The organism is Pseudomonas sp. URMO17WK12:I6, assembly GCF_003253625.1.
Classification (GTDB): Bacteria; Pseudomonadota; Gammaproteobacteria; order Pseudomonadales; family Pseudomonadaceae; genus Aquipseudomonas.
Genome location: NZ_QKYZ01000002.1, coordinates 17,896 through 39,688, shown reverse-complemented (window position 1 = coordinate 39,688; position 21,793 = coordinate 17,896). Strand labels below are relative to the sequence as shown.

Annotated in this window: 17 protein-coding genes; 14 read left to right on the top strand and 3 right to left on the bottom strand. The window is 58.3% G+C overall.

All coding sequences use genetic code 11. The annotated features are described in order from the left end of the window. Positions 1-29: 29 nt before the first annotated feature. Positions 30-1,088: an ATP-NAD kinase family protein gene (locus F475_RS03855; protein ID WP_111453170.1), complete on the bottom strand. Its 1,059-nt coding sequence runs from the start codon at positions 1,086-1,088 to the stop codon at positions 30-32. Between the two features lie 346 nt (positions 1,089-1,434). Here F475_RS03855 and F475_RS03850 point away from each other — a divergent pair, with 346 nt between their 5' ends. After that, the gene (locus tag F475_RS03850; RefSeq protein ID WP_111453169.1) at positions 1,435-3,321 is read left to right on the top strand and encodes a sigma-54-dependent Fis family transcriptional regulator; all 1,887 of its coding nucleotides are present in this window, start codon (positions 1,435-1,437) and stop codon (positions 3,319-3,321) included. A gap of 120 nt (positions 3,322-3,441) precedes the next feature. Here F475_RS03850 and F475_RS03845 read toward each other — a convergent pair whose 3' ends face one another. After that, positions 3,442-5,007, bottom strand: a complete 1,566-nt coding sequence (locus F475_RS03845; RefSeq protein WP_111453168.1) for a carbohydrate porin — start codon at positions 5,005-5,007, stop codon at positions 3,442-3,444. 167 nt (positions 5,008-5,174) lie between these two features. On the opposite strand from F475_RS03845, the gene F475_RS03840 reads away from it, so the two are divergent. From F475_RS03840 to F475_RS03815, 6 genes are all read left to right on the top strand, one after another. Beyond that, on the top strand, positions 5,175-6,449 hold the full coding sequence (locus F475_RS03840) for an ABC transporter substrate-binding protein (RefSeq protein WP_028940759.1): 1,275 nt from the start codon (positions 5,175-5,177) through the stop codon (positions 6,447-6,449). A 21-nt stretch (positions 6,450-6,470) separates the two neighbouring features. Then, on the top strand, positions 6,471-7,433 hold the full coding sequence (locus F475_RS03835) for a carbohydrate ABC transporter permease (protein ID WP_111453167.1): 963 nt from the start codon (positions 6,471-6,473) through the stop codon (positions 7,431-7,433). Beyond that, positions 7,430-8,272 (top strand): carbohydrate ABC transporter permease, encoded by an 843-nt coding sequence (locus F475_RS03830; RefSeq protein WP_018928908.1) that lies wholly within the window; start codon positions 7,430-7,432, stop codon positions 8,270-8,272. Before F475_RS03835 ends, F475_RS03830 begins: the two co-directional genes overlap by 4 nt. A gap of 27 nt (positions 8,273-8,299) precedes the next feature. Further along, positions 8,300-9,433: an ABC transporter ATP-binding protein gene (locus F475_RS03825; RefSeq protein WP_111453166.1), complete on the top strand. Its 1,134-nt coding sequence runs from the start codon at positions 8,300-8,302 to the stop codon at positions 9,431-9,433. Continuing rightward, complete coding sequence (locus F475_RS03820) at positions 9,430-10,932, top strand: glycoside hydrolase family 32 protein (RefSeq protein WP_111453165.1); 1,503 nt, start codon at positions 9,430-9,432, stop codon at positions 10,930-10,932. Before F475_RS03825 ends, F475_RS03820 begins: the two co-directional genes overlap by 4 nt. 75 nt (positions 10,933-11,007) lie before the next feature. After that, positions 11,008-12,000 (top strand): LacI family DNA-binding transcriptional regulator, encoded by a 993-nt coding sequence (locus F475_RS03815; RefSeq protein WP_028940763.1) that lies wholly within the window; start codon positions 11,008-11,010, stop codon positions 11,998-12,000. Between the two features lie 37 nt (positions 12,001-12,037). Here F475_RS03815 and F475_RS03810 read toward each other — a convergent pair whose 3' ends face one another. Next, complete coding sequence (locus F475_RS03810; protein WP_111453164.1) at positions 12,038-12,673, bottom strand: FMN-binding negative transcriptional regulator; 636 nt, start codon at positions 12,671-12,673, stop codon at positions 12,038-12,040. Between the two features lie 60 nt (positions 12,674-12,733). On the opposite strand from F475_RS03810, the gene F475_RS03805 reads away from it, so the two are divergent. The 7 genes from F475_RS03805 (at position 12,734) to F475_RS03775 (ending at position 21,790) form a co-directional block, all read left to right on the top strand. Continuing rightward, positions 12,734-14,335: a PLP-dependent aminotransferase family protein gene (locus tag F475_RS03805; RefSeq protein ID WP_256597048.1), complete on the top strand. Its 1,602-nt coding sequence runs from the start codon at positions 12,734-12,736 to the stop codon at positions 14,333-14,335. A 488-nt stretch (positions 14,336-14,823) separates the two neighbouring features. Beyond that, positions 14,824-15,345 (top strand): transcription/translation regulatory transformer protein RfaH, encoded by a 522-nt coding sequence (gene rfaH, locus F475_RS03800; protein WP_111453162.1) that lies wholly within the window; start codon positions 14,824-14,826, stop codon positions 15,343-15,345. A gap of 235 nt (positions 15,346-15,580) precedes the next feature. Then, positions 15,581-16,741 (top strand): outer membrane beta-barrel protein, encoded by a 1,161-nt coding sequence (locus tag F475_RS03795; RefSeq protein WP_028940767.1) that lies wholly within the window; start codon positions 15,581-15,583, stop codon positions 16,739-16,741. Positions 16,742-16,754: 13 nt separating this feature from the next. Continuing rightward, a complete protein-coding gene (locus F475_RS03790; protein WP_026286626.1) occupies positions 16,755-17,288 on the top strand; it encodes a polysaccharide biosynthesis/export family protein in 534 nt (177 codons plus the stop codon). 3 nt (positions 17,289-17,291) lie between these two features. Further along, the gene (locus F475_RS03785) at positions 17,292-19,538 is read left to right on the top strand and encodes a polysaccharide biosynthesis tyrosine autokinase (protein WP_111453161.1); all 2,247 of its coding nucleotides are present in this window, start codon (positions 17,292-17,294) and stop codon (positions 19,536-19,538) included. Between the two features lie 142 nt (positions 19,539-19,680). Next, on the top strand, positions 19,681-21,072 hold the full coding sequence (locus tag F475_RS03780) for an undecaprenyl-phosphate glucose phosphotransferase (protein ID WP_111453160.1): 1,392 nt from the start codon (positions 19,681-19,683) through the stop codon (positions 21,070-21,072). Positions 21,073-21,082: 10 nt separating this feature from the next. Beyond that, positions 21,083-21,790: a WecB/TagA/CpsF family glycosyltransferase gene (locus F475_RS03775; protein WP_018928897.1), complete on the top strand. Its 708-nt coding sequence runs from the start codon at positions 21,083-21,085 to the stop codon at positions 21,788-21,790. The last annotated feature ends 3 nt before the right edge of the window (positions 21,791-21,793 follow it).

Here is a 21,793-nt window from a genome sequence, read left to right as displayed (position 1 = left end):
ATTCTCCAGGGTGTCTTGAGGCTCAAGTTTCAAAGTGCAAGGTTCAAAGGGTGTTGCGGGTGTTCACGACCGATGGCCAGCAGCCGCTCTTGCGCGGCATAGGCCAGCGCCGCATTGACATCGATGCTCAACGGGCCGCCGGCATCGAGGGTCACGGTGGGCAAGTCATGGGCGTTGAATTCGATTTCCCGTTCGCCATCCAGGGCCAGGGTGCCGTTGCTCAGGCACAGGCGATGGGCAACACCGGGTTCAAGGCTGCCGGCCGCGAGTACGCCGCAGCCTTGCAACAGGCCGGGCGCCAGGGGCACCAGCAAGGCTTCGGACGATTGCGGATCAAGGCGCATCCAGGCGCCGTTGGGGGCTTGGCGCGATACTGGAAACCACAACCCGCAGAGGGCCGATATGCCGATGGACTGAGGTTCCGCGAAAGTGACGAACACCTCCGCCAGATCGATCCCACGGCTGATTGCACGGGCGCCGATGAAGGGCAGCGGGGACACTGCCACGTCCACCAGCGCCACTTCGCACAGGTCGCGGCTCGGAATCCGCACCAGCAGGCGTTTATTGCGACGCAAGGCAATTTCGGGTGGGATCCGGCCGCTGGCGAATAGCCCGCCGGCCAGCCCGGCGCTGGTGGCCTCACGCAGTTCCGGGAAGGCATTGTTGGTCCCCGTCGACAGGGTCAGCAATGGAATGTCGCCGACTTCGGCAGCCACCGCTTTGTGGGTGCCGTCACCGCCGAGCACGGCGATCAGCGACACGCCGCGTTCAGCCATCCAGCGCGCGGCCTGGCGAGTGTCCGCCACGCTCTGGCGCAAGGTCAGTTCCAGGAACTCCAGAGTTGGCCAGTGGCTGTCACGCGCCTGGCGGCCATGACTGTTCTTCTTCACCGCCGCCGCGATGCCGGTCATGTCGGTGGGCATCAGCACGCGCTCGACACCGGTGGCGCCAAAAGCCGCCAGCAGCCGTTGGATCACCGAGACCTTGTCGGTGCTGGAAAACAACCCGGCATTCGCCGTCAGGCGCCTTACGTCCCGGCCGGACGCCGGATTGGCAATGATGCCGACGGTCAGGGGCAAGCGACTCATGTCGCCACCACGGGTACGGCAAAGTAAAAGCCTCGGCAGGAGGACATAGGGCACCTCTTGTTATTATCGGGTTGCCAGTCGTGCTGGTTGCCAGGGTTAGAGCAAGGCCGGTGCCAGAATCGCAAAAGATCGCCGAAAAGCCCGTTCCAGAGCGGTTTTGACTACATTTCCAAGTGATGGGATCCCGCTCGATTGAGACGTCCCATGTCAGCCTGCACGGGTTAGCGGCCAGACCTTGAGACGTCGCGTCTCAGCTTCGCAGTGGGGTGAACCGATGCTTGTCGACCGTCCGTGAACGGCGCTTAATAGCCCGAACAACTAAAAGAAGATCGAATCGGAGGCCCTAATGCTTTCCGCACACTCGAAGGCGCATGTGGATTGCGTCAGCCGTGTTTTGAAGAACGCAGCGCACCTGCCGCAACTGCCCGTGCCGGACTTGATCCTGGATTCCTGGCGCCGCTCCATGGAGCAACACCACTTGGACCCTGGCTCATTACAAGGGCCGCGGATCCTGTCCCAGAACGTGCTGCAAGAGTGTCGAGAACGCTCCGAACTGTTCCTGCGCATCGCCAGCGAAGAAGTCGCCCGACTCCATGGTCGCGTCCGCGATGCCGACTACTGCGTGTTGCTCACCGACGCCCAGGGCCAGACCATCGACTATCGCGTGGAAACCTCCATCCGTAATGATTGCCGCAAAGCAGGCCTGTACCTGGGCACCTGCTGGTCAGAAGGTGAGGAAGGCACCTGCGGGGTGGCCGCGGTGCTGACCGCACGAACACCGGTTACGGTGCACAAGCGGGATCACTTCCGCGCGGCTTTTATCGGGCTCACCTGCTCCGCCGCTCCGGTCTTTGACCCTCGGGGGGAACTGCTCGGGGTGCTCGATGTGTCTGCGGTGCGTTCGCCGGACGACCGTCGTTCGCAGCATCTGATCCGGCAAATGGTGGTGCAGAGCGCACGGGAAATAGAACAGGCGTTTTTCATGAACAGTGCCCAGGGTTACTGGGTGCTGCGGGCCCACAACAGCCCGGGCTACGTCGACAGCCAGCCCGACTACCTGCTCGCCTGGGACGACGACGGCCAACTGCAGGCACTCAACCCCGCGGCGCGGCAGTGGCTGTCGCAAAGTTTTGGTCAACTGCCGGACCACATCGGCCAAGTGTTCGATCAGCAGTTATTGCATCGCGCCAAAGACGAATCACTCTGCCTGTTTCACTGCCGGGGTGGCCGCCATGTCTTGCATGGGCGACTCAGCGCGCCACGGCAAGTGAAACGCAGCCCGGCTCGGCGGGTACTGTCACCCGCCGAACTCGACCCGCGACTGGAAGAAAGTTTGCGCCTTGCGGTTCGGGTCAAAGACCGTAATCTGCCGGTGCTGATCCACGGCGAAACCGGTTCCGGCAAGGAAGTCTTCGCCCGCCAGCTGCACCAGGCCAGTCTGCGCCGTGATCGACCTTTTATTGCGGTGAACTGCGCAGCGATTCCCGAAAACCTGATCGAAAGCGAGCTGTTTGGTTATGCAGCCGGCGCCTTCACCGGGGCTTCGAATAAAGGCATGCAAGGCCTGCTGGAACAGGCCGATGGCGGTACCCTGTTTCTCGATGAAATCGGCGATATGCCCCTGACCCTGCAAACCCGCCTACTGCGGGTTTTAGCCGAGGGCGAAGTGGCGCCCCTGGGAGCGTCAAGAAGCAAGGCGATAGACATTCAGGTGGTCTGCGCCAGCCACCGCGATCTGGAAGCCCTGGTGTCCAGCGGGGAATTTCGCGAGGACTTGTACTTCCGCCTCAGTGGTGCGCGATTCCAATTGCCGCCGTTGCGCGAACGCAGTGATCGACTGGCATTGATCAACCGGATACTCGAGGAAGAATCATCGGCCTGCGCGACAGCGATGCAACTGGGAAGCACCGCACTGGAATGCCTGCTCGGCTATCGCTGGCCGGGTAATGTACGCGAACTGCGGCACGTGCTGCGTTACGCTTGCGCCGTGTGCGAGTCCCAATTGATTCTGTTGAGTGACTTGCCTGAACATCTGCCTGGCCGTCGACTCAATGATTCGGCTTCAGCTGACGCCTTGGAACGCTGCGCCAGTCCGGAACGCGAGGCACTCATCGATGCCCTCGTGCGTCATCGCTGGAAACCCACCCCCGCGGCCAAGGCTTTGGGCATCTCCCGGGCAACGCTGTATCGACGGGTGCATCAACATGGCATCGACATGCCTGGCAGGGGCTGACCACGAGTTCATCCGGCGGCCCCGCTTAATGAGCGTTGGCCACCGGACAGCACAATGGACTTGCATCGATCACAGTATTGGTGAACGGCATCGAATAAATGTGGGAGCAAGCCCCGGCTATTAAAACCAGGTTTCCATCTGTATCCCGTATTGCCACACACCGCCGGCGTTGAAGTCGGTCTTGCCGAAGTTGTCTGTGGAGCTGTATCGGTCCAGGTCCGAAGACCAGTTCATGAAGCTGGCGAACACTCGCAACTCGGGGCGTGTAAGCAGGTCTCCAACGTCAGGTTTGAAGGTCGGGGCGATGGTGAATTTCCAGAAATTGCCGTCCACCGCATTACGTTGCAGGTAACCCTTGGGGTCGAGGTTCATGGTTTGCCAGCTCATTTCGTAGGCCATCTCGAAATTGCTGTTGATTTCATTGGCCAACCGCACGTTCAGGGTCATCCAGCGGTAGTCGTCACCCTTGACGTAGCGATCCTTGCTTTGTTCGGCCAGCAAGCTGGGGCCGATACGCCAGTGGGGTGCAATCGGTGTTTCGCCGTACAGCGCCAGGCGCAGCGCACGGGCGTCGTCGATCAGTTCGCCGTCCGAGCCGATGTTCTTGACCTCGGCTCCCAGGCCTTGCCCGTAGAGCAGCGCCGTCTTGAAGAAGCCTTCCCTGCCGAAAAAGTTTTTCTGATGATTGGCGATCATGGTGTGCAAGCCGGAGTCCGCAGGCTTCAGGCCCGCTTCATTGGTGCGAGTGCCAAAGTCGTTTTTCTTTGAGCCAATGCCATTGAACATCCACTGCCACTGACCATTATCGAAGAACTGGTTGGAGGTGAGGATGTAGCTTTCCACATCGGCATTGACACCGCCCTCACTGAAATCCCCGTAGTTACGCCCGATCAACGAGTAATTCGAGCGCCAGTTCTTGTTCATCTGCACGTCGTAGATACCACCCCCGGTGCCGGCCAGAAAGACGACGTCCGAGTCCAGCCAATGGATATCGAAGTTGTCCCTGTCGAATCGCTTGCCTGCCCACAGGGTGGCGTTTTCGAACGTCGAATTGCCCTTGAATGCGGCGAGATGATCGAGTTCCGTAAATACCTGGCGCACATTCAGGTTACTTTCGGCGGCCGTCCAGTCATTGGAGCTTTCCACTCCATCGGCGATGGAAACCGTGAATTTGGAATGGGTGCCGTTCTGCGCATAGGCTTCTTTCGACAGGTCTATACGCATGTAAGTATCGTCTTCATTACCCAGTCGCCCGACTGCACCACCGACTGAACCGGCAGGCGTTGTATAAGGACCGCCCCGCCCGCCCCCCAGGCCATCGTTGATCAGCAATCCCGAGCGGGCGTAGCCCTTGAAGCTGAACCCGTCGGTGAGGTGTCCGGTACTGCCCTCCTTCTCCAGGCTTTGCTGACGGGCTTCGAGTTTTGCCAACCGCGTATCCAAAGTGGGCGCCGCAGTGGCGGTCGCAGTGGACGCAACAGGCTGCAAGGCGGGAGTGGACTGTTTGAGCTGCTGCAATTCCCTGGCGAGCGCCTGGGTTTGTTGTTCGGCGGCGGCTGCACGTTTTTCCGCAGCGCTGGCGCGGGCTTCAAACGCGGCCATGCGTTCTTCCAGAGTCGCGGCCTGAGCAGTGGCCGCCGAGGTGCCGAGTACGCCTGCGAGTAGCCAGCTTGATGCTTTCTGCATGGGGGATTTCCTGTTTTGTTTTTATTTTTTGTCCTGCGACCGGCCTTTTTTTCGTGAATTGTTAATTGTCAAAATCCACGAAAAAAAGGATGCCTCATCGCAAATACGCTGCTACATTTGGCAATGTTAACGTTAACTTTTCTAAAAACAAAAATAAAGAGGGCTTTATGAAACAGCTCAAATCACTCTTTCCAGCAGCACTGCTTGCCCTTTGCGCCGGGCTTCCATCCCTCTCCAGCGCAGCCAATCTGACGATTTCCTGCGGTGCGGTGGGCGCGGAATTACAACTGTGCAAAGAGGCCGTCGAGGCGTGGTCTCAACAGACCGGCAATCACGTCGAGGTGGTGTCCACGCCTAACTCGGCAACCGAGCGGTTGTCGTTCTATCAACAGATCCTCAGTGCGCAGTCCAGCGACATCGACATCATTCAGATCGACATGGTGTGGCCGGGGATGTTGGCCAAACATCTGCTGGATCTGCGCGAGGTGCTGCCCGCCGACGCAACCCAAGGCTACTTCCAGGCACAGGTGGACAACGCCACGGTGAACGGACGGCTGGTGACGATGCCGTGGTTCACCGACTCGGGCCTGCTGTATTACCGCAAGGACTTGCTCGAGAAATACAACAAGCAAGTCCCCCAGACTTGGGAGGAAATGACCGCTACCGCCAAGGATGTACAACAGGCCGAGCGCAATGCCGGCAACGCCAACGCCTGGGGGTACATCTTTCAAGGGCGTGCCTACGAAGGCCTGACGTGTAATGCGCTGGAATGGATCAGCAGCCAACCGGACGGCGGGCTGGTCAATCCACGAGGCGACATCGTGGTCAACAGCCAGGCCTCAAGAACGGCGTTGACCCTGGCCAAAAGCTGGGTAGGCGACATCTCCCCGCGTGGCGTGCTCAATTACACCGAGGAAGAAGGACGCGGCGTATTCCAGTCGGGCAATGCGTTGTTCATGCGTAATTGGCCTTATGTCTGGGCCCTGGTGCAAAGCCAGGACAGTGCGGTAAAAGACAAGGTCGGGGTCGCTCCCCTGCCCCGCGGCGGCAGCACCGGCACCCATGCCTCCACCCTCGGCGGTTGGGGTTTGGCGGTATCGCGTTACAGCGCCAACCCGAAGCTTGCCGCCGAACTGGTGAGCTACCTGAGCAGTGCCCAACAGCAAAAACATCGTGCGCTGATTGGCGCCTATAACCCGGTGATCGAGTCGCTCTACCAGGATCCCGAGCTGCTCGCGGCCATGCCTTATTACAGTCAGCTGCACAGCATTCTCAATGATGGGGTCATGCGCCCCGCTTCAATCACCGCCGCTCGTTATCCACGGGTTTCCAATGCGTTCTTCGATCAAGTGCATGGCGTGCTGGCCGGCGAGTTGCCGGTCGATCAGGCGCTGACCGAACTGGAAGGCGAACTCACGCGTATCAAACACCGGAACTGGTAAGCCACAAGGAAGAAAATCACCATGTCTGTCTCTACTACCCATGCTCCCTGTGACGAGCTCCTGCTCGCCAGGGAAACGCCGGTACAGCGCCGCCGAGTGCGCGCTGCCTGGCTGTTTCTGACGCCGATGTTGCTGTGTCTGGCCCTGGTAGCGGCCTGGCCGTTGCTGCGGACATTCTGGTTCAGCCTGACCGACGCCAACCTGGCGGACACCGCTGGCGGCACCTTCGTTGGCCTGAGCAATTATCTGTTCCACAACGGTTCCAGCTGGTCGGGCATCCTGGTCGATCCGCAATGGTGGAATGCAGTGCGCAACACCTTGCATTTCACCGTGGTGTCGGTGGGGCTGGAAGTCGTGCTGGGGCTGCTGGTGGCTTTGCTGCTGAACATCCAGTTCGCCGGCCGTTCCCTGGTGCGAGCGTTGATTCTGATTCCGTGGGCGATTCCGACCATTGTCTCGGCGAAGATCTGGTCGTGGATGCTCAATGACCAGTTCGGCATCATCAATCACCTGATGCTCAGCCTCGGCCTGATTACCGCGCCTCTGGCCTGGACCGCAGATGCCGATCTGTCGATGTGGGCGGTGATTATCGTCGACGTCTGGAAGACCGTGCCGTTTGTCACCCTGCTGATGCTCGCCGCCTTGCAGATGTTGCCGAGTGACTGCTACGAAGCCGCCAGGGTTGATGGCATTCATCCACTGAAGGTGTTCTGGCGGGTCACGCTGCCACTGCTGATGCCCGCGTTGCTGGTGGCGGCGATCTTCCGCATCCTCGACTCCCTGCGGGTGTTCGACGTGATTTATGTGCTGACCTCGAACTCATCGAGCACCATGAGCATGTCGGTCTACGCCCGCCAACACCTGGTGGAGTTCCAGGACGTCGGTTACGGCAGCGCCGCCTCGACCCTGCTGTTTCTGGTGGTTGCAGTGATCGCCATGCTTTATCTCTACCTCGGACGCCGTCAACTGGAGGTCCGGTCATGAGCCCTCGCCTACTGAAAAAAGCACTGTTGCGCTTCGGTTTCTGGTGCCTGATCGGGGTGTTGCTGCTGTATGCGGTGTTCCCTTTCTACTACGCCATCGTCACGTCGCTGAAGCCGTCCAGCGCCTTGTTCGAGGTGAGTTACTGGATCAAAAAACCCGACTTCTCCAATTACGCGGCGGTGCTTAACCAAGCCTCATTCCTGCGGGCTATCGGTAATTCACTGGTGGTCGCGCTTAGCGTAGTGACGCTGGCGCTGTTCCTCAGCCTGACCGCCGCTTATGCCTTGGGCCGGGTGAAATTCCGTGGGCGTGGCACGGTATTGATGATGGTCCTTGGGGTGTCGATGTTTCCCCAGGTCGCGGTGTTGTCGGGGCTGTTCGAGGTGATCCGTGCCTTGGGCCTGTACAACACGTCCTGGGCGTTGATTCTCAGCTACACGATTTTCACCCTGCCCTTCACCGTCTGGGTGCTGACCACGTTCATGGGTCAACTGCCCCATGAGCTGGAAGAAGCGGCAATCATGGATGGCGCCTCGCCCTGGGTCACGCTGACCCGGGTGCTGTTGCCGTTGCTCTGGCCCGCACTGGTCACCACTGGCTTGCTGGCTTTCATCGCGGCGTGGAACGAGTTCCTGTTTGCCCTGACCTTCACCCTCACCGACACCCAACGCACGGTGCCAGTGGCCATCGCCCTGATTTCCGGCGGCAGCCCCCATGAGTTGCCTTGGGGGTTGTTGATGGCGGCATCGGTGCTGGTCACCGTCCCACTGGTGATTCTGGTGCTGATCTTCCAGCGCCGAATCGTTTCCGGCCTCACTACCGGCGCGTTAAAGGGTTGATGCCCGACAACTACAAGGAACAGCATCGTGATCAAGTTGAAACTGGATAACGTGAACAAACAATTGGGCGGCGCGCGGATTCTGCGCGACGTCAACCTGGAGATCGCGGCGGGTGAGTTCGTGGTATTCGTCGGCCCTTCGGGCTGCGGAAAATCGACCCTGCTGCGCCTGATCGCCGGACTGGATTCGATCTGCGCCGGCGACCTGCTGATCGACGGGCGTCGGGTCAACGACCTGGAGCCGCGCGAGCGTGGCGTCGGCATGGTGTTTCAGTCTTATGCGCTGTACCCGCACATGAGCGTCTACGACAACATCAGCTTTGGTCTGAAGCTGGCCAAGACCGAAAAGACCAGCCTGCGCGAGCGCGTGCTGAAGACCGCGCAAATCCTGCAATTGGACAAGCTGCTGCAACGCAAGCCAAAGGAGCTGTCTGGCGGGCAGCGTCAGCGTGTCGCCATGGGCAGAGCCATGGCGCGGGAACCGGACATTCTGTTGTTCGATGAGCCGCTCTCCAACCTCGATGCGTCCTTGCGGGTGCAGATGCGCAACGAAATCGCCCGGCTGCATGCCCGGCTGGGCTCGACCATGATCTACGTCACCCACGATCAGGTTGAAGCGATGACCCTGGCCGACAAAATTGTCGTGCTCAATGGCGGTCGCGTCGAACAGGTCGGCTCACCGCGCGAACTCTATGAGCGCCCGGCCAGTCGCTTTGTCGCCGGCTTTCTCGGTTCACCCAGAATGAACTTTCTGCTGGCGCGCTTGCAGGCGCCGGGCGAAACCAGCCTGGTCGACAGCACCGTGTTGGGGATGACGTCCCTGCCCTTCGACAGTTCGAACCTGGCGGCGGGCACGCTGCTGAGCCTGGGCATTCGCCCGGAACACGTGTCGCTCAAGTCAGCGGAAGGAGCCGCCGGCATCGTGGTGACCGCGGTCGAATACCTGGGCAGTGAAACTTATGTGCACCTCGAGACAGGTCAGGACGAGCCACTGATCAGTCGTTGTGAGGTCCACGCCGGATGGCAGGTGGGCGACCGGGTCGAGCTGCTGCTGGACATCGACAACCTGCACCTGTTCGACGCCGACGGCACAGCCTTGAAGCGTCACCCACATGCCATTGAAACCGTCCCTCTGCGCCCGGCACGAGCAGGCGCCCTATGACTTTGTCTTTGAATACCATGAGCGATCCAATGCCTGACTCCCTTGACCTTGCGCAACAGGCGCTGAGTGACGGCCTGTCTCGGGTCATCCACGATTACCGCCCCGGTTATCACATTGCCCCCTCGACAGGCTGGATGAACGACCCTAACGGGGTGGTGTACTTCCGTGGCGAGTATCACGTTTTCTATCAACACCACCCCTTTGACGCCAAGTGGGGCCCGATGTATTGGGGGCATGCCAAGAGCGCCGACCTGGTCCATTGGCAGCATCTGCCCATTGCCCTGGCGCCCGGCGATGACTTCGACCGCGACGGTTGTTTTTCCGGTAGCGCGGTAGTGTGTGGAGACACCCTGGCGCTGATCTACACCGGGCACACCTGGCTGAAGGACGTGGGTGATGAAAGCTCGATCCGTCAAGTCCAGTGCCTGGCCACCAGTGTCGACGGCATTCGCTTCGTCAAGCATGGCGCTGTCATCGACACCGCGCCGCAAGACTCGATCATGCATTTTCGTGACCCCAAGGTCTGGCAAGCGGACGACTATTGGTACCTGATTGCCGGCGCACGTCTGGGCGATCAACCGCTGCTACCGCTGTATCGTTCCACCGATCTGCACACCTGGGAGTTCCTCGATTATGTAGCCAGCGGCAGCGAGGGCGATGGCTATATGTGGGAGTGCCCGGATCTGTTTCGCCTGAACGGGCGCGACGTGCTGCTGTACTCCCCTCAGGGCATGCAACCCCACGGTTACGAACGGCTCAACAAATACCAGACCGGTTATCGAGTGGGCCAACTCGACAGCCAATGGCACTTCACCGGCGGGCCTTTTATCGAGCTGGATAACGGCCACGATTTCTATGCCGCGCAAACGCTGGTGGCCGCCGATGGTCGGCGCCTGGTGTGGGCGTGGCTCGACATGTGGGAAAGCCCGATGCCGAGCCAGGCCCATCACTGGTGCGGCATGCTCGGTTTACCGCGCGAACTTGAACTGCATGACGATCGCCTTTGCGTGTATCCGGCACGGGAGCTCACCGCGCTGCGCGAGGCGCCATTGCCGAGTACGCCTTGGCGGGATGAGTCGGGAACCTGTTGGGTGCCGGAAGTGAATGGCGACCTGCTGGAAATCCATGTGCATCTGGATTTACGCGGCTGCACCGACGGCCACCTGGGCATCGCCTTGCGCTGCAGCAACGATGGCCGTGAAGAAACCCTGCTCTATTACGATGCGGCATTACAGCGCCTGGTGCTGGACCGCAGCCGCTCGGGTGCGCAAGTCAGCGGCCAGCGCAGCGTGTCGATAGACCCGACACAAGAGCGACTGGAACTGCGCGTGTTTCTCGATCGCTCGTCCATCGAGGTGTTCGACGAAAACGGCCGCTTCAGCCTCAGCAGTCGCCTCTATCCGCGGCCCGACAGTCTGGGCGTGAAGTTGTTTAACCACGGCAGTGGCGGGCGTGCTTCGATTCCCAGGGCGTGGCCTCTCGCTTCAGGTTGGGTATGAGCGTTGTCATTCGAGTCGCGAGAAACCCGGGCCCTGTGTCATGATTCTGCGTCAACCTGACCGGCCTCGCCTCGCATGACTTCAGTGAAAGACGTTGCACAACTGGCCGGCGTGTCCCTGATGACGGTTTCTCGAGCGCTCAACAACCCGGAAAAACTGAGCCCCGAAACCCTTCAGCGGGTGCGTCGCGCCATTGATGAACTGCAATTCGTACCGAGCCTGTCGGCGCGCAAGATGCGCGGCGACAACCTCCAGTCGCGCACCATCGGTGTGTTCGCGCTGGACACCGCGACCACACCGTTCGCGGTGGAGCTGCTGCTGTCCATCGAACAGACCGCGCAGCAGGCCGGCTGGAATGTCTTCATCCTTAACCTGTTGAGCAACCCGCCCACCGACCAGAACATCGACCTGATGTTGTCGCACCGCCCTGACGGGCTGATCTTCAGCGCCATGGGCTTTCGCCACGTCAGCATTCCCGAGCGCTTGAAGAGCAAACCGCTGGTACTCGCCAATTGCCTGGCCGATGACAGTCGCCTGGTCAGTTACGTACCGGACGACGAAACGGGGCAGTATCGCGCCGTGCATCACGCGTTGAGCCAAGGCTATCGGCGCCCGCTGTGCATCAATCTGCCAAAACAGAGCCTGGCCTGGGGGCTGCGGCAAGAAGGCCTGCTGCGCGCCTGTCAGGCATTCGGGCTGGCGCCTGACGCGCTTCTGCAATACGACCTTTCCGAGCATGACGCCTACGGTGAAACCGCAGCTATCCTCGACCGGCACATTGTTGAGGGTCGCCCACAATTCGACATTCTGATCTGTGGCAACGACCGCATCGCGTTTTGTGCCTATCAGCTGTTGTTGAGCCGAGGCCTGAAAATTCCCGGCGATGTCGCCGTGCTCGGCTACGACAACATGATCGGTATCGCCGAACTGTTCATCCCGCCGCTGACCACGGTGCAACTGCCGTACTATGAGATCGGTCGCCGGGCTGCCCGGCATCTGATCGAAGCCCTTGAGGTAGAGGGAGCCCAGCCGGTTGATTGTCCATTGGTGGTCAGGGCGTCGCTATGAGTGCGAGCGCCGCAGACCAGCCTGTGCACGAGGTGCCTCAGGATTCGGCATCGACACCCGCGAGCATTGCCTCTCCCAATACGATTTTCCCGCTGTCCTTGAGTGCCTGACCTGCACCACGGATGTCTCTCGCTTCCTTATTCTGGCCCAGCTTGAATTTACCGACCAGGCGAGTGATCTCGATCTCTACCCCAACGATCGCTTTAAGCATCGAGGCGATGTAGTCCTTCGGGGCGTCCGTCATTTTCCATGGCTCGGGCTGGGAGGACTCATGGGTTCGGGTCAGGAGCGCCACCAACCCACGGACATAGCGCTCATCATCGTGAAGGGTGATCCTCCCATGGGCGTGCACCACCTTGTAGTTCCAGGTCGGAACCTGTTTATGTGTTTCGTGCTTGCTCGGATACCAGGTGGGCGAGATGTAAGCCTCGGCACCGCGAAAAACCACCAAGACTTCGTCGCCATTTTTAACGTCTTGCCAGACCGGATTGGCACGCGCGACGTGAGCTTGGAGAACACCGAACTGCCCCTGCGCAGCCTTCAACTCGAAAGGAATGTGGTTGGCATCCAGTCCGCTTTCACCGTTGGTAAACAAAATGCCCAGTGGGTGCTGCACGATCAGTTCATGAAGGGCTTCGGCGCGAGGCTCATCAAAATGGGCAGGTACGTACATATCAACTCCTTCAATCGTTCAAGGGTGGGGACAGCGCGCCAGTGGTGAGGTGGCCTTCGTGTGAATTGTGTGGATGAACTGGCCCATGGTATAGAGCCAATATCCAACATAATCACTGAGCCAGAATTGATGGCACGTAAAGCCAACGTTGTTGAAATTCCATCGCTGGGCACGCTGGATCGAACCGCCGGTCAATTGGGACGACAACTTGCTCAAGCGCTCAGGTCCGCGATCCGCAGGGGCGACCTCAAGCCTGGTGAGCTGCTGCCATCGACGCGCATTCTCGGCAAATCGCTGACGATTGCCCGAGGCACCGTTATCGAGGCCTTTGAGCAGTTGATCGCCGAGGGCTTCCTGGAATCCCAAGGCAGAGCAGGTACGCGGGTGGCCCGCTCTTTGGCAGATGCGTCGCCAACCACCCGGCAGGAGCAAGGTCGGCCCACCGAAGCCAGGTCGTGGACGCCCTCTTCCCGAATCGAACGGTTCGCTCAGGTGGCCCAGCAATTTAGAGCGGCTGCGCAGATTCCGTTCTCGGTCTCGGTGCCGATTGGCAAAGCGGCGCCTGACGATATCTGGCGTCGCCTTGGCAATCGCATCAGGGCGCGAGGGGCTGGAGCGCCCTCGGGATACGGCGATCCACAAGGTGCGCTTGAGTTACGGGAAGCGGTAGCGGATTACGTGCGCAAGTCACGCTCTGTGCGCTGTGAAGCGAGCCAGGTCATCATTACATCCGGCACGCAACAGGGCCTGTATCTCGCCTGTCAGGTGCTGCTCGATGTGGGGGATTTTGCGTGGGTGGAGGATCCGGCCTACCGGGGTATCACAGGAATTCTGGAAAGCGCAGGCCATACAAATCAAATGATCCGCGTCCCGGTTGATGCCGAGGGGCTGAATGTTGAAAACGGCATAGCGCAATGCCCCCAGGCACGAGCAGCCTTCGTGACCTCGTCACATCAATATCCACTCGGCATGCCAATGAGCATGGCCAGGCGCGATGCCTTGCTGGCATGGGCCCGGGCGTCCGATGCCTGGATCGTCGAGGACGATTACGACAGTGAACTGCGTTACGCCGGCCACCCTTTTCCATCCTTGCAGGGGCTGGACCCCGACCGGGTTATCTACCTGGGGACGTTCAGCAAAATACTGTTCCCCTCGTTACGACTCGGCTACGCAATCGTTCCGCCTTATCTGGTGCAAGCCTTCTGCGGTGCGCGGGTCCTGATGGATCGGCATCCCGCCAACGCCGATCAGCACGTACTCGCAGCATTCATCGCAGAAGGACATCTGGATCGGCACATCCGGCGAATTCGCGGCGTATACGCAGACATCCACAGGCAAATCATCGAGGCGGTTGCCAGGCTGATTCCTCGCGAACTTGCATGGCTGGAACCGAGCGATCAGGGCATGCATCTGGTGCTTTGGCTGGCGGAAGTTATCGACGATCAGTGGGTCGCCGCCAAAGCTTCCGAAGCTCAGGTATCGGTACGTGCCGTGTCGCCGATGTATGCCGGTGGCAATGGCCGTTCGGGATTGATTCTGGGTTTGGGCGGTTTCAGTGCCGAAGACATTGAGTCCGCCACCCGGCGCCTTGCGCAGGTCATCACGTTGGCCGCGAACCCGTCGGGCCGCAGAATCATGCCAATTGCCATAAAACATTTTTAAAACAATTAGTTGGACAACCTTAATAACTTATTGGACAGAAGGCTATATTTTTGACTAGTAACATTTGACAGGCCACCTTGAGTGATCAATACCTAACAGGGTCGACACCTGACAAAGGCGACGATCTAGTGGATGAATATCCATTGCTGACTGCATTGCAAATAAGGATTACGAACAAAAGTACTTATTTTTAAAGGGCCGAAGGTTCGGACCGTGCGGTAGCTTTGGCCATCGCAAAGTATCGGCTTCATTTCGTGCCTGAAGGCGACATCATGCACAGCGTTAATTAAGGTTTACACATTCCACTTTGCAATCACTTTGAAATCACTTTACCGTTTCCCTGGCGTTACATGCTTCATCATTGATACACCGTTTTAAAAGCTTAACACTTTCGCGACTTCCACAACCTCATTGCGTTCACTGGAAGGATAACGGCATCGCTGATACGCAACAGGCATGCTTAAACCAACGTTACGGAGCTTGCCAGTATGCTGACGACTACCCAAGCCTCTAACTGGTATCTTTTGCAGTGCAAGCCACGTCAGGACGAACGGGCGAAAATCAATTTATTGCGGCAAAACTATGTCATATTTTGCCCGCAAACCGTTAGCCAACGCAGGATACATGGTAGCCCCCATCAATCCCTTGAGCCGCTCTTCCCGGGGTACCTTTTCATTCAGCTAGGCCGTGACGACAAGTGGGCCCCTTTGCGTTCTACACGTGGCGTCAGCCGAATCGTCGATTTTAATCACGGCCCGGCAATGGTCCCTGACGATGTCATCACACACTTGCAAGAGCGGTGTTATAAACCACCGGAAATTCTTGCACCTCACACGTTCAAGCCCGGTGAAAAACTGCAAATAACCCGAGGACCGCTGTCGACACTCGAAGGTATTTTCATGACCATGTTAGGTGACGAGCGAGTTATGATCCTGCTTCACTTTCTGAATAGAGAGCAGCCGGTTCGTATTCCACTGACTGATATTGAGCGAGCACGCCTCCATCTATAAGCCCCTATTCAACTTACTTCAATAACAAAACCTGAACACATTCACCCAACTTTAAATTCAAACAAAAATTTATGCCTTTTTTATTTCATGGATTGTTTCCAGGCGAGTGATTACTCACACTTACGGACTCCATTCGCATGAAGAAATCACTGACATCAGCCGATATTACATCGCGCACATTCGGCCCTGTTTTTCCGGTCTATAGTCATTGGATTCATCCCCAAGGAGCAATGATATGACCCTTAAGACCCATGGCCCCTTCGCACTGATAGTGATCTCTCTATATCCCGGAGCGGCCTGGAGTCTCGACCCCCAGGCCATTAACATCTACGGATTCGACTTCACACCCACGTTGTTATTTTCAGAGAGCTACGATGACAACTTCCGGGAGCTGGATCGGGGACGTCAGTCTTCCATGGTGACCAAGGTGGCGCCCTCTTTCGAACTCAAGGCCGAAGATCGAAACAGTGCCACGCGACTTATCTGGCAGCCTACCCGCTACATTTATCATGATCATCCGGACGCCTCGAATACGGCACAACGTGTGCGGCTCGACAGCATCATGGAGTTCACCGACCGCCATCGCCTGAAACTTGAAGGGGAAGCGCGTAAATACGAACGCACGACATCGACTGCTGTCGATGGCATCAATGACAAGATTCGCACTAATCGCGTCAATGGTCTCTATACCTACGGCGCCAGGAGCGCTGCCAATCAGATCGATCTGGGCGCAAGTTACGCTCAACTTCGTTACGACAACTCCGACGGCATCAATAAAGACAAAGAGCGCAATACCACCGGCCTGACCACCACCTGGTACCACCGTATAGGCAGCAACACCCGCGGCTTGCTGGAGTACGACCATACCGTCTTCGACTACCTGCTCTCCGACAGCCGTCTCAACAGCACATCCAATGCGGTCCTGGCCGGTGCAGAGTGGGACTTCACCGCACGCACCACCGGCAAAGTACGCCTTGGTTATGAGCGTAAGAACTTTGATGACAGCAGTGTCAAAGACCTCAGTAACCCGACCTGGCAGGTGGACCTGCGATGGAAGCCACGAACCTACTCGACCTTTTCGTTCGTTGCTCGCCAGGCGCTGGCCGAGGGCGACGACGGTGCTGACGCCGTCAAGACCAGCTCTGCGCTGTTCGGCTGGCGTCATGGCTGGACCGAGCGGATCACAACGGTGGCCGAAGCAGGGCTGGCCCGCTATGAGTACGAGGGGCAGAACCGCACCGACAACCTTCGCGACTACAACTTCGCCGTGGAATACCAGATGCGCCGCTGGCTGGATATCGAATTGGGCTATCGCCACCGCAACGACAATTCCGATGCCGACAACCATAGTTTTGAACGCAACATCTTCCTGCTCAGCTTCAACGTAAGTCTCTAAGAGGTTTCCCCCCATGAACTCGCGAATGCTTGCCTTGTTGTTCGTGCCGTGGCTGTTGCCCGTGACTTTTGCAGCGGACACCGGCGCCCAGTACAAACTGGCGGCCGGCGATGTATTGCGCATCACCGTATTCGGAGAACGGGATTTAAGCTTCGACAAAATCCGCCTCAATGACGCCGGTACATTTTCCTATCCGTTCCTGGGTGAGATCTCCGCCAAGGGGCTCACCCCCAATCAGGTGGAAAAGATCATCGTCGACGGGCTCAAGCAAGGTTACCTGGTCGACCCCAAGGTCAGCCTCAACCTGATCGTCTACCGCTCGTTCTACATCAATGGCGAAGTACAAAAGCCCGGCAGCTATCCATACGAGCCCGGGCTGACACTGGAAAAAGCCATTGCACTGGGCGGTGGCCTGACCGAACGGGCCTCGATCAAGCGAGTGACCATCGTGCGCGGCGATGGCTCACCACCATTGACCGATACGGTCACGCGCAGCACCGCCATCGCTCCCGGTGACACCATCTCCATTGCACAAGGCTTTTTCTAAATCATGGATAACAGCCCAAGCATCTACGTTGAACGTCCGCTCCAGGCGCATCTGCCTCAGCACCAGCAGCATGGCGAGGAGAAGGACACCATTGACCTGCTCAAATTCTGGAGGGTGATCTGGCGTGCTCATTGGAAAATCGCTTGGTTGGTGCTGCTTGCCTGTGCGCTTGCGATGGCCATTCTGTCATTCATTCCCGCGCAGTACATCGGCAGCGCCACCCTGCTGATCAAAGAAAAAACGCCACCACTGCTGACCTTCCAGCAAGTCACGGACTCAAGCTCCGGTACCGTCGATTACTTGCAGACGCAATTGGCGCTTCTGCAATCGCGGGACTTGGCCGAACGCGCCGTCAAAAAGCTCAACCTCACCACTAACCCGGTGACCGATCCCCGCCAGCAACCGCAGTCATGGTTTACGCCACGCGAATGGTTGGCAAACCTTGATCTTGGACAGTGGTTGCCGGCATTGGGCTTTTTGATACCCCGACAGGTAGTGCCCACTGAAACCGATATTTTCAATGAAGTTACGCAGAACCTCATGAAGCGCACCGACGTCAAATTCGTCGGCAAGAGCCAACTGCTCAACATAGAGGTGTTGCTGCCCGACCCTGACCTGGCGGCCGCAACCGCCAATGCGATTGCCCAAGGCTTCATTGATAGCCAGTTCGACAATAGCCTGAAGTCCTCGCAGACCAACGCCAGTTGGATGAATTCACGCCTGGTCGAATTGCGCAATAACCTGCGCATTGCCGAAGACAAGCTTCAGGCTTATCGGGAAGAACAAGGCCTGGTCGATGTCGGCGGTGTCGCCACCATCAGCGCCAATGAACTGGAAATGACCGGCAACCGCATGATCGATGCCCGCCGTAACCTGGCGGAAGCCGAGAGCCGGTACCGTCAGGTCCAGGCCCTGAGCAATGGCGATCTGAGCAGACTCTCCAGTGTGCCCGCCGTCTTGAGCAACGCTTTGGTGCAGAAATTCCAGGCACAACAGGCCAAGGCTCAAGCCAAGGTCGAAGAATTGTCCGGGCGTTACGGTCCAAAACATCCGACCCTGATCGCCGCCCTCGCCGAGTTGCGTACGGCCACCGACAGTTTGCGTCTACAGGTTCGACAAGTGGTTGCCAGCATCGAACAGGATTACCAGCTAGCCAAGGCCAGTGAAAGCTCACTGCATAAATCATTCAACAGCAACAAGACGCAGATACAGGATATCTCGCGCAAGGAGTTCCAGCTGCGTGAGTTACAGCGAGAAGTCGACAGCAGTCGCGCGTTGTATGAGACCTTCATCACTCGCTTGAAGGAAACTGCGGCCACCTCAGACATGGATTCCACCAAAGCGCGTATCGTCGACCCAGCGATTGTGCCTTTGGAACCGAGCAAACCCCGTAAAACACTGATCATGGTGATTGTCGCCATCGCGGCCGCGCTGATCGGCATGGCGCTGGCATTAATATCCGAAGCCCGGAACAAAACCTTCAAGACCGACGAAGCGGTCGAAAGCATGCTTAATATCCCCCTGCTCAGTGTGGTGCCGCTGGTCACGAAGAGAAGCCGCCGGCAACTGGCGCGATTGTTCGACGACAACGAGCATCCGCGTTTTTGCGAGACCATTCGCAACTTGCGCACCTGGCTGATGTTGCACAGTGGAGAAAAGCCGTCACAGGTAGTGCTCGTTGCCTCGACCATGGCCGATGAGGGTAAAAGCACCATTGCCAACAACCTGGCTTACTCGCTTGCATTGCTGGAGCGGGTCCTGTTGATCGATGCCGACATGCGCCGATCCAGCCTTTCGCTCAATTTCGATTTTCCGGCAGACAGCCCGGGGCTGGCCAATGTCCTGGCGGGTACCGCCCGACTCGAAGACTGTATCCGGACTGTCGGCAATCTAGACATGTTGCCGGCCGGCAAGCTTGCGCCCCCGCCGCTTGATCTACTTAGCTCGCCGTGCCTGGCGCCCCTGCTCGAAGCGCTGAAGTCGCGTTACCAGCGCATCATCATCGACTCCCCGCCTGCGCAAATGGTCAGCGACGCGCTATTGCTGGCCAAGCATTCGGACGCGGTGATCTACGTGATCAAAGCCGAAAGCACACCGGTCAGCCAGGTGCAGAAATGCCTCGCCATTCTGCAACAGAGCCACGCGCCGGTGTTCGGTGTAGTGCTCAACCAGGTTGACCTGCGCAAGGCGCGCAAGCAGGGCTACAGCCATAGCGATACGTTCCAGAACTACGACTATCTGACCCGGTAAACCCTTGCGCCTGTCTCTTGAGTCGCTTCTTTCCAACAAACACCAAAAACTGCTTCATCCCAGTCGATCGATACCAGCGTGCGGGAACGAGGGCGTGCAGAATTCGACGCCGATGTCCAACCCATGCCTGGAGGTTGAGCCGATGACATCGCTATATACCGCTCAAATGATGCACCGGCGAGGTCTGACTTTCTGGGGCCAATGGGTGTGTGCGCTCAGCCTGGTCAACCTGCTATTGATATTGCTGGTGCATTGGAGGGTCGGCAGCCTGACCAGTGAATACCGCATCCTGATGGTTCTCACTGTGCTCGGCTCGATTCCGATCTACAGCGTCATGCAGGTTTACCACAAGCGTCATGAGTGGTTGTCGGGGCTCGGTCGTTTGCTGGCGGCCTGGCTGATTCTGCTGGCCGTTCTGATCAGCATCGCCTTTGTCACCCAGACCAGCGCGATTTTTTCGCGTCAAGTGATCATCGTCTGGACCGTATTGGGTTACCTGATCCAGGCTGCGAGCTTCCTGCCCTTGCATTACCTGGCTCGATTGCACTCGCGCAAGCTCTGTAACGAACGCCGCGCGGTAATCATCGGTACTTGCCCGACCGCATGCCGGCTTGCAAGGAAACTGTCCAGACCGAACCGCGTACCCGTACTGGGGTTTATCGCGACCGCCGAACATACCGGCCCGGCACCGAGCATTTTGCCGCTGCTGGGCCGCATCGACGAGATTCGCGAGATCATCACCCACCTGCACGTACGCCGGGTCTACATCGTCCTGCCGTTGGCGCAGGCCGCCATCATTGAAGCCCTGTACATCGACCTTCTGGACATGAATGTCGATGTGGTCTGGATTCCTGATTTCGGCAGCATGGTGCTGCTCAATCAATCGATCTCGGAAATAGAGCGAATGCCGGCCATCTACCTCAATGAAAGCCTCATCAGTTCGCACCCCGGCAGCCTGCTCTGCAAAGAGCTGTTCGAACGTAGCCTGGCCGCCGTGGCCATTATTGTGCTCAGCCCCTTGCTGCTGATCGTGGCGGCAGCGGTCAAGCTCTCTTCGCCCGGCCCGGTGTTGTTCAAACAAGATCGTTACGGCTGTAACGCCGAGGTGATCAAGGTCTGGAAGTTCCGCTCGATGCATGTGCATGACGACAGCGAAGTGCGCCAAGCCTCTCGCGAAGATGAACGCATCACCCCGCTCGGGCGCTTTTTGCGCCGTAGTTCGATCGATGAGCTACCGCAGCTCTTCAACGTGCTGTTCGGTGAAATGGCCCTTGTCGGCCCGCGACCGCACGCGGTCACTCACAATATTTACTACACCGGCAAAGTACGCGCCTACATGGCCCGTCATCGCCTCAAGCCAGGCATCACCGGGCTGGCCCAGATCACCGGGCATCGCGGTGAAACCCAGACGCTGGAAAAAATGCAGCAACGCGTCGCCCAGGACCTCAACTACATCAACCAATGGTCGCTGTGGCTGGACATCAAGATTCTCGTCAAGACCCCTTTCACGTTGTTCTCAAAGGACATTTATTAAGGAGTCAGCCATGATAGATCTGGAACTGATCGGGCATTTCGCACCGAACCTGCTGGACGCCAACAAAGCATTTTCCTTCATTAACTTTGCGTCCATCGGCAGTCTGTTCGATCGGAGTCCGACGTCCATCGCCTATTTTTGCGATGGAATGTTGATGTCTACCTTCATGTCGCGCATCACCGGCCGGACGATCGGTCGGGTCAGCTTCGACTTCACGTCCATCGCCGACGCTGTCTTCAGTTGTGCCGAGAAACAAGGCAAGCGAATCTATTTTGTCGGTGCCAGGCAAACCGAACTGGACCTGTTCATCAACAAGATCAAGGGGCGCTACCCGGCGTTGCTTATCGCCGGTCATCACAACGGCTATTTCGATGCACCGCAGGCCGCGTGCATTCAGGCGGACATCTGCCGCAGTGAAGCCAACATCCTGATCGTCGGTCTGGGCGCCGGGCTTCAAGAGCAGTTCGAACAGGATGCCCTGCGTGCCGGCTTCAACGGTGTGGCATTCACCTGTGGCGGCTTCATACGCCAAGAGGCGACGGCCACACACCATTACTACCCTGAGCTGATCAACCGTCTGCATCTGCGCGCGTTCTATCGGATGTACCGCGAACCCCACACCATCAAGCGCTACCTGGTCGATTACCCGACCAATTTTGTTCATCTGCTGGCGATGATCGTCCGGCGCCAAGTGACGATCCATATCACTTATCCCTGAGCG

Excerpts from the sequence above, each read along its gene's own strand:
- F475_RS03855 (WP_111453170.1), bottom strand. The coding sequence starts at position 1,088 with ATGAGTCGCTTGCCCCTGACCGTCGGCATCATTGCCAATCCGGCGTCC.
- F475_RS03850 (WP_111453169.1), top strand. The coding sequence starts at position 1,435 with ATGCTTTCCGCACACTCGAAGGCGCATGTGGATTGCGTCAGCCGTGTT.
- F475_RS03845 (WP_111453168.1), bottom strand. The coding sequence starts at position 5,007 with ATGCAGAAAGCATCAAGCTGGCTACTCGCAGGCGTACTCGGCACCTCG.
- F475_RS03840 (WP_028940759.1), top strand. The coding sequence starts at position 5,175 with ATGAAACAGCTCAAATCACTCTTTCCAGCAGCACTGCTTGCCCTTTGC.
- F475_RS03835 (WP_111453167.1), top strand. The coding sequence starts at position 6,471 with ATGTCTGTCTCTACTACCCATGCTCCCTGTGACGAGCTCCTGCTCGCC.
- F475_RS03830 (WP_018928908.1), top strand. The coding sequence starts at position 7,430 with ATGAGCCCTCGCCTACTGAAAAAAGCACTGTTGCGCTTCGGTTTCTGG.
- F475_RS03820 (WP_111453165.1), top strand. The coding sequence starts at position 9,430 with ATGACTTTGTCTTTGAATACCATGAGCGATCCAATGCCTGACTCCCTT.
- F475_RS03815 (WP_028940763.1), top strand. The coding sequence starts at position 11,008 with ATGACTTCAGTGAAAGACGTTGCACAACTGGCCGGCGTGTCCCTGATG.
- F475_RS03810 (WP_111453164.1), bottom strand. The coding sequence starts at position 12,673 with ATGTACGTACCTGCCCATTTTGATGAGCCTCGCGCCGAAGCCCTTCAT.
- rfaH (WP_111453162.1), top strand. The coding sequence starts at position 14,824 with ATGCTGACGACTACCCAAGCCTCTAACTGGTATCTTTTGCAGTGCAAG.
- F475_RS03795 (WP_028940767.1), top strand. The coding sequence starts at position 15,581 with ATGACCCTTAAGACCCATGGCCCCTTCGCACTGATAGTGATCTCTCTA.
- F475_RS03790 (WP_026286626.1), top strand. The coding sequence starts at position 16,755 with ATGAACTCGCGAATGCTTGCCTTGTTGTTCGTGCCGTGGCTGTTGCCC.
- F475_RS03785 (WP_111453161.1), top strand. The coding sequence starts at position 17,292 with ATGGATAACAGCCCAAGCATCTACGTTGAACGTCCGCTCCAGGCGCAT.
- F475_RS03780 (WP_111453160.1), top strand. The coding sequence starts at position 19,681 with ATGACATCGCTATATACCGCTCAAATGATGCACCGGCGAGGTCTGACT.
- F475_RS03775 (WP_018928897.1), top strand. The coding sequence starts at position 21,083 with ATGATAGATCTGGAACTGATCGGGCATTTCGCACCGAACCTGCTGGAC.